Origin of the sequence: Alicyclobacillus fructus (assembly GCF_017329605.1) — a bacterium.
Classification (GTDB): Bacteria; Bacillota; Bacilli; order Alicyclobacillales; family Alicyclobacillaceae; genus Alicyclobacillus; species Alicyclobacillus fructus.
The window spans coordinates 1-229 of the sequence record NZ_JAFMTY010000130.1; the positions used below are offsets into that span (position 1 = coordinate 1).

Consider the following 229-nt stretch of genomic DNA (forward strand, 5'->3'; position numbering starts at 1 on the left):
GGCGCTCCGGCGCCTTGCCCAGAGTATTCATCGCTTCGTGGGCGACGAGTTTACCTCGGGGCGCGGCCAGTCGGAAGCCATCCAAACCACGCTGCTGGACAGCCGTCCTATGGGAGGGGCGTATCTGCTGGACGAGCTGTGGCGACAGCTTGGATTGGATGAGGTCCTGCGAGAGCGGCTTGCCGATCGGAAGTTCAAGGCGGCTGTCGAGCGTGTCGTCTTCGCCATG

General features: G+C 63.8%; 1 pseudogene. It reads left to right on the forward strand.

The features are described 5' to 3' along the window. Positions 1-229: pseudogene (locus tag J3481_RS14570) on the forward strand (IS1634 family transposase); the annotation flags it as partial.